Raw genomic sequence first — 812 nt, 5'->3', positions numbered from 1 at the left:
GGCGTATGTGGCGGGGGTGTGGTCGTTGGAGGATGCCTGCACGCTTGTGGCTGCTCGTGGGCGGTTGATGGAGGAGTTGCCTGCTGGTGGTGCGATGGCTTCGGTTGAGGTTTCGGCATTGGAGATGGGTCGGGTTCTTGAGGGTTTGCGGGCTGAGTCGGGGTTGTGTGGTGTGGTGGAGGTTGCGGCGGTTAATGGGCCGGATCAGGTGGTGGTGTCCGGTGAGGAGGCTGCGGTGGCTGAGGTGGTTGAGTATTGGCGTGGTGTGGGTCGGAAGGTGAAGGGTTTGCGGGTGGGGTATGGGTTCCACTCGGCGTTGATGGAGCCGATGCTGGATGGTTTCCGACGGGTGTTGGAGGGGTTGTCGTTTGCTGCTCCGGATATGGCGGTGGTTTCGAATGTGACGGGTCGGCCGGTTGAGGTGGGGGAGGTGTGTTCGCCGGAGTATTGGGTGCGTCATGTTCGGCAGGCGGTGTTGTTCGGGCCGGGTGTGGAGTGGCTGGCTGGGGAGGGTCAGGTGACCCGGTTTGTGGAGCTGGGGCCTGACGGCGTTCTGGCCGCCATGGCCCACAACTGTCTGGCCCATCACATCGATGCCGATAGTGAGGACGGCTCTGGTGCTGAGCCGGAGGTCATCGCTTCCCTGCGCCGGGACCAGCCCGAGGTACAGGCCGTACTGACCTGCCTGGCACGGCAGTTCACCACCGGCGCGTCCATCGACTGGACCCCCGTACTCGGCGAGAGCGACAGCAACGCCCCGGGGGCCCACCCGGGCCTGCCCACCTACGCCTTCCAACGGCAACGCTACTGGC

General features: G+C 64.9%; 1 protein-coding gene. It reads left to right on the top strand.

Translation table 11 applies throughout. The features are described from left to right. On the top strand, positions 1–812 hold an 812-nt coding region (locus VT50_RS23770; RefSeq protein ID WP_143645258.1), incomplete at both ends, for an acyltransferase domain-containing protein.

Source organism: Streptomyces antioxidans, assembly GCF_000968685.2.
GTDB classification, from domain to species: Bacteria; Actinomycetota; Actinomycetes; order Streptomycetales; family Streptomycetaceae; genus Streptomyces; species Streptomyces antioxidans.
This window is presented reverse-complemented; position numbering and strand designations above follow the sequence as displayed.